The 6000-nt window shown below is 69.6% G+C and carries 7 protein-coding genes; 4 read left to right on the top strand and 3 right to left on the bottom strand.

The annotated features are described in order from the left end of the window. Together U9978_RS03815 and U9978_RS03810 are read left to right on the top strand one after the other, a co-directional pair. Window positions 1–877: magnesium transporter MgtE N-terminal domain-containing protein (locus U9978_RS03815; RefSeq protein ID WP_322759624.1), on the top strand; the 877-nt coding region annotated here is incomplete at its 5' end. Beyond that, entirely contained in the window at window positions 874–1425 is a 552-nt protein-coding gene (locus tag U9978_RS03810) for a DUF1003 domain-containing protein (RefSeq protein ID WP_416210837.1), read from the top strand. The genes U9978_RS03815 and U9978_RS03810, both read left to right, overlap by 4 nt. A gap of 52 nt (window positions 1426–1477) precedes the next feature. On the opposite strand, the gene U9978_RS03805 is transcribed toward U9978_RS03810, so the two are convergent. Further along, entirely contained in the window at window positions 1478–1762 is a 285-nt protein-coding gene (locus U9978_RS03805; RefSeq protein WP_322759622.1) for a chorismate mutase, read from the bottom strand. Window positions 1763–2054: 292 nt separating this feature from the next. Here U9978_RS03805 and U9978_RS03800 point away from each other — a divergent pair, with 292 nt between their 5' ends. Together U9978_RS03800 and U9978_RS03795 are read left to right on the top strand one after the other, a co-directional pair. Continuing rightward, window positions 2055–2897, top strand: a complete 843-nt coding sequence (locus U9978_RS03800) for a PD-(D/E)XK nuclease family protein (RefSeq protein ID WP_322759621.1) — start codon at window positions 2055–2057, stop codon at window positions 2895–2897. A gap of 125 nt (window positions 2898–3022) precedes the next feature. Next, window positions 3023–4189 (top strand): pyridoxal phosphate-dependent aminotransferase, encoded by a 1167-nt coding sequence (locus U9978_RS03795; protein ID WP_322759725.1) that lies wholly within the window; start codon window positions 3023–3025, stop codon window positions 4187–4189. Window positions 4190–4216: 27 nt separating this feature from the next. Here the strand turns inward: U9978_RS03795 and U9978_RS03790 are convergent, their stop codons facing one another. Then, window positions 4217–5017, bottom strand: a complete 801-nt coding sequence (locus U9978_RS03790; protein WP_322759620.1) for a hypothetical protein — start codon at window positions 5015–5017, stop codon at window positions 4217–4219. Window positions 5018–5027: 10 nt separating this feature from the next. Next, the gene (locus U9978_RS03785) at window positions 5028–5966 is read right to left on the bottom strand and encodes an oxygenase MpaB family protein (RefSeq protein WP_322759619.1); all 939 of its coding nucleotides are present in this window, start codon (window positions 5964–5966) and stop codon (window positions 5028–5030) included. Between the last annotated feature and the right edge of the window lie 34 nt (window positions 5967–6000).

Genomic DNA, 6000 nt, shown 5'->3' with positions numbered 1-6000 from the left:
GTCCCTGCTGCACAATCTTTCGCACAAGCGCCGGGCCGAGGTCGCCGCGGCCCTTGACGACGAACGTCTCGCCGACGTCTTGGAGGAGCTGCCCGAGGATGAGCAGATCGAGCTGCTCGGCGGGCTCGCCGACGATCGGGCGGCTGACATCCTGGAGGCGATGGGTCCAGACGATGCCGCCGACCTGCTGAGGGACCTGCCCCCTGAGGAGGCCGAGCGGCTGCTGCGGCTGATGGAGCCGCAGGAGGCGGCACCGGTGCGCCGGCTGCTGGTCTACCCGGACAACACCGCCGGTGGTCTGATGACCAGCGAGCCGGTGATCCTCGGCCCGAACGCGACGGTCGCCGATGCGCTCGCGCGGGTGCGGGCACCGGAACTGTCACCGGCGCTGGCCGCGCAGGTCTACGTGGTCCGCCCGCCGTACGAGACCCCGACCGGACGCTATCTGGGGCTTGCGCATTTCCAGCGGCTGCTTCGGGAACCGCCCGGGACGCTCGTCGGTGGCGTCATCGACATCGACATCACGCCGCTGCGCCCGGAGACGTCCCTCCCGGAGGTGACCCGCCTGCTCGCCTCGTACAACCTGGTGGCGGTCCCGGTGCTGGACGAGCAGGCCAGACTGGTCGGTGTGGTGACCGTCGACGACGTTCTCGACCACATGTTGCCGGCCGACTGGCGGGAACGTGACCTGGATTCAGACGCCCGCGCGGGCACTCTCGACGATTCCCACAATAGTGCCCACGGTAATTCCCGTGGCGATTCCCGTGGTGACGTCCACAATGATGCTGACAGCGATTCCCGAAGCAATGCTGTGAGCACGGTGTTGCCAGGTGGTCGGGATCGGCGCGACAACGGCCTGAGCCGGCCCGGATCATGAGGATCCGCCGCACTGCGGGCAGGCTCGACCAGCCTCGTCCGTCGCGCCGCTCAGCGCTGGCCCGCCGGCCCGCAGAGCCGGATGCCTTTGGCCGAGCTGCCGAACGGATCGCGCGGTTCATCGGAACCGCTCGTTTCCTTGTGGTGCAGAGCGTGGTGGTCGTGCTATGGATCGGTTACAACATTGTCATGCCGCTTGACCTGCGGTTCGACAACTATCCGTTTATCTTCCTGACGTTGGCGTTGTCGTTGCAGGCGGCCTATGCGGCGCCGTTGATCCTGCTGGCGCAGAACCGGCAGGACGACCGGGACCGGGCGAACCTCGCTCAGGACAGGGAGCAGACCGGCCGCCAGCTCGACGACACCGAATACCTTGCCCGCGAGATTGCGGCGGTTCGGGTCAAGATCGGCGAATTGGCGACCCGTGACTACCTGCGCTCGGAGCTGCGTACGGAACTGCGGGCGCTGCTGGCCGAGTCCGTCGCCGTCGGTGAGGACACCGACGGCGGTCAGCGGCGCGGTTCTGGCACCCAGGCGCAACGCCGCTGAGCGGCGACCATCAGCTGGCAGACATACTGTGCGGGGCCGAGTCACGATGGCGTCAGGTAAGAGATCCGCGGCAGAGGGTGAGAATGGACAGTGCGATTTCGACCCCGCGCGGTCCGAGTTCCCCCGACCATGCCGCGATGATTTCATTCTCCCGTGAGTGCTCGATGCGGGGACCGCCGTCAGCTGAGCGCAGCGCCTGAATCTGGCGGGACACATCGAGGCGTGCTCCCACAAGCGCGCGAAGCTGAGTATCGATCTCGTCGATGGCCGTTCGGCCGTCCTCGATCGAGGAGATAGTCGGCGCGGAGGTGACAGAGTTGAGCGCTTCCCTTGTCATCTGGGCCCTTTTCGTCCGTGGCCCGGCCGTCCCAGAGCCTCGTGAGCCCGGGTGAGTCCGGGCCGTCTGGTTTCGGCGTGTCGCGTCAGTCGCGCGGCAGCCCAGGGACCAAGCCCGGCCCCTGGTAAAAGTGATCCGGCGATCTGCTCGCGCGGCGCGCGCAAAGGTCGGATGTGCCGGTCACATCCGACAGCATGCCAGGCGAGAATGCCACCGTCCAGTGGTCATTCGGTTACCATTGTGTCGACGTCGCCGCTGCCCTGTGCCAGCGGCCGAGTGACAGGATCATGTCGTGGACCAGCTGCAGTTGGACGGCATGCCGCGGCGACTTTTCGTCTGCACGCCGTCGAAGCTTTCTGCTTTTGCCGACTGCCCGCGCCGGTACCGGATGACCTACCTGGACCGCCCGGCACCGCCGAAGGGTCCACCGTGGGCTCACAACTCGATGGGTGCGAGCGTGCACAACGCCCTTCGGGCCTGGTGGGACGAGCCGCTGGCGCGCCGTACCCCGGCCCGCGCCGCGCACCTCGTCCGCCTCGGGTGGCTGCTGGACGGCTGGCGGGACGCCGATCAGTCGGTTCGCTGGCGGGAGCGGGCGGCGGAGATGGTCGGGCGGTATGTGGCTGCTCTTGATCCGGCCGGCGAACCGATGGCGGTGGAACGCCAGGTAGCCGCACGCACCGAACGGCTGGCGCTGTCCGGGAGGGTCGACCGGCTCGACGACCGGGATGGAGAGCTTGTCGTCGTCGATTACAAGACCGGCCGCCGCCCGCTCACCGATGACGATGCGCGAGCCTCCCAGCCGCTCGCCCTGTACGCACTCGCGGTGTCAAGGACGCTGCGCCGGCCGTGTCGGCGGGTTGAGCTGCATCATGTTCCCACCGGCGACGTGCTGTCGGCCGAACACGACGAGGCGTCGCTGGGCCGCCATCTGCGCCGTGCCGAAGCCCTGGCGGATGACGCCGAGCGCGCGGGCGAGGCGTTGCGCGCCGGCGCCGCGCCGGACGCGGCGTTTCCGCCGTCGCCGGGTCAGTTGTGTTCCTGGTGCGACTATCGGCGGCATTGTCCTGAGGGTCTCGCCGCCGCTCCCGACCGCCAGCCGTGGGACGCCATCCCCGACGGCGACCTGACCTGACCTGATGGCGACCTGAGGTACGCCATGATGAACCGGTGACAGCGCATTCGGGTATCGGCTCCGCGGTCGGGCTGCCCCAGGTACGCCCGTCGGGTGCGGACGAGCCGGCTCGACCCCAGGGCGGCATCTCGCCTCGGGTGTCGGTGAAGGCCGGGACCTTCACCGAGTCGGTCATCCGGGAGATGACGCGGCTCTGCCTGGCCCATGACGGGATCAACCTGGCGCAGGGTTTCCCGGACTTCTCCTGCCCCGCCGAGTTGAAGGATGCGGCGAAGGCCGCCATCGACGCCGACGACAACCAGTACGCCATCACCTGGGGGGCGACGGCGTTGCGGCACGCGATTGCTGACAAGGTCGCCCGTACCTATCCGGGCTGGACGGTGGACCCGGAGACCGAGATCTGCGTGACCTGTGGCTCCACCGAGGCGATGATCGCGGCGATGCTGGCGCTGGTGGATCCCGGCGACGAGGTGCTGCTGTTCGAGCCCTTCTACGAGAACTACGGCCCGGATGCGATCCTGTCCGGCGCTCGGCCCAGGCTCGTCCGACTGCACGGACCCGACTGGAGCATCGACGAGGCCGAGCTGCGCGCCGCCTTCTCCGACCGGGTGCGTGCTGTCGTGATCAACACGCCGCACAATCCGACCGGCAAGGTCTTCACCCGCGCGGAACTGGAGTTGCTCGCCGAGTTGTGCCAGCGGCATGACGCGCTTGTCATCACCGATGAGATCTACGAGCACATCCACTATCTCGGTCCGGGTGGGCATGTCCCGCCCGCGACAGTGCCCGGTCTCACGGACCGTACGATCACCATCAACGCCCTGTCCAAGACCTACGCGGTGACCGGATGGCGGGTCGGCTGGACGATCGCACCGCCGGCCTATACCGCCGCCATCCGCAAGGTCCACGACTTCCTGACCGTGGGCGCGGCCGCTCCTCTGCAGGCGGGCGGGGTCGCCGCGATGGCGTTGCCGGCGAGCTACTACGACGCCATCGCGGCCGAGTACCGGCAGCGGCGTGACCTGTTGTGCGGCGCGCTGGCCGCGGCCGGATTCGAGGTCCGGCCACCCGACGGCGCGTACTACGTCATGTGCGGAACCCGATCACTGGACCCCGCCGGCGAGGATGTCGCATTCGCCCGCCGCGTGCTGGCGACGACCGGGGTGGCGGCGGTTCCCGGTTCGTCGTTCTTCGCCGATCCCGTGGACGGTCGGCACATCCTGCGGTTCGCGTTCCCGAAGCGACTCGACACCCTGCGGGCGGCGGCCGACCGCTTGGCGGTCCTCGCCTGAACCGTCTCGCCTGAACCGCGTTGTGGATCATTCGGCGGTGATCAGGGAGGGCACGGGGATGGGGTAGCCGCCTTCGGCCGCCCGCGCCCGGCCGCGGCGCAGCTCGGCGCCCAGCCAGCGCAGGTAACCCTGCACCGCGCTCGGGCCATGCCTGGGATGCCACGAAGCGCGAAGGCGGTCACAGCGTGATCGTGGCCAGCTACCGGAGCCGGCTGCTGGCAGCCCTGCCGCTGCCAGCATCACTGAACGCGGCGGTAGCAGGTAGCGGCCACGCAGGTACTCGCTGATCCAGCGGCCCTGGGCGTCAGCGAGCTGAACGGTGTCCGCGCTGTCTACCGATCCGCGCGATGGAGTACCCACTGGGTCGGGCAGACGACCGCATCGGTACACGCCGTCGGTGTCCAGGCTGAAGACACCCCCGAACAGCGGTGGTCCGACGGTTGGGCCGGGCGCGCGGCCGACGGGGTCCTCGACGGGGTCCTCGGTGAGCACCACGACGTCCCACCGGGTCACCTGTTGGTCGCTGTCGCGGAGATCGAAGGGCCGGCGGCCGGTGTCACCGGGACGGGTGTCATCCGGGCGAATGCCGCTGTCGCCGTCGAGCCTGGTGACCCGGTCGGCGAGTCCGCGCTCGCGCAGATAGTCCTCGGCGGGCGTCGGGGCCGCTGTCACCGTCGCCGGGCGCTCGGCACCCGCGACCACGGGCCTGGCAGGGGCCGCGGCGGGTACGAACAGATGCGCATCCAGGCCGGAGTCGACGAGCGCGAAGACGGTCACGCCGGCGGTGGGTCCGCGCCCGAGCACCGCCACCCGGGGAAGTTGCGCCATGAACAGCAGACTAACCAGTATGTGTCAGATCGATACATGCTCCGGTGGGTTCGTCGGTCGGTGCCGGCAGGGCGGGGCGTCGCAGGGCGCCGGGTGTCTGGAACAGCGAGCGCGGCAGTCCGAGTAGTGCCGCGCGTGCCGCTTTGCCGCACAGGGACGCGATCAGCTCCACCGCGGCGACGTCGGGTAACCCGTAGAGCCGGCGGGTCCAACCGGGGAGCATCCCGACCGCGATGGCGGCCAGTGCCGACCACGCGGGTCGCGCCGGGGTGGCCAGCGCCACCCACCGGGGCATCGGCGGCCGCAGGATGATCCCGACCGCTTCCCGGGACGCCGCGGTCACCCGCAGCCCCGGCCGCATCCGGGTGAGGTAATGCTCGACCTCCGCCCGGCTGGACGGGACGTCACGCGCGGGGATGCCGACGAGTTCGGCCGCGCGGACCTGCTCGGCGAAGTAGGTGTCGGCCTGGCGGTCGGTGAGGGCCAGCCCGCACCGGCGGGTCGTGCTGAGGAAGGACTCAACCTCGCTCACGTGTACCCACAGCAGCAGTTCGGGATCGGTGGCCCGGTACGGCCGGCCGGTGCCTGCATCCACACCGTGGATGCCTGCGTGCACCCGGCGTACCCGCGCGGCTGCACAGTGAGCGGCGTCCGTACTCCCATAGGTGATCGTGTCGACATAGTCGACGGTCCGCCGCAGGCGTCCCCACGGGTCGGTCCGATAGGTGGAGTGGTGGGCGACACCGGTCATGGCCAGCGGGTGCACCGCCTGCAGGAGCAGCGCCCGGATCCCGGCGATGATCATACTCGGGTCGTCGTGTACCCGCCAGGTCACGCTGGACGGTCCGAACAGGCCGACATCGCCGTCCGGCTGCGTCGGCTCTGCACCCGGAGCCGCGCCCGGTGCCGGTGCCGTGGCCGCGTGCACCCGATGCCGTTGGTCAGCCACCCGTACATCCTCGCTCGGGACGTTATGGAATCGA

This window comes from Protofrankia sp. Cr2 (genome assembly GCF_963555885.1).
Lineage (GTDB): Bacteria > Actinomycetota > Actinomycetes > Frankiales > Frankiaceae > Protofrankia.
This window is presented reverse-complemented; position numbering and strand designations above follow the sequence as displayed.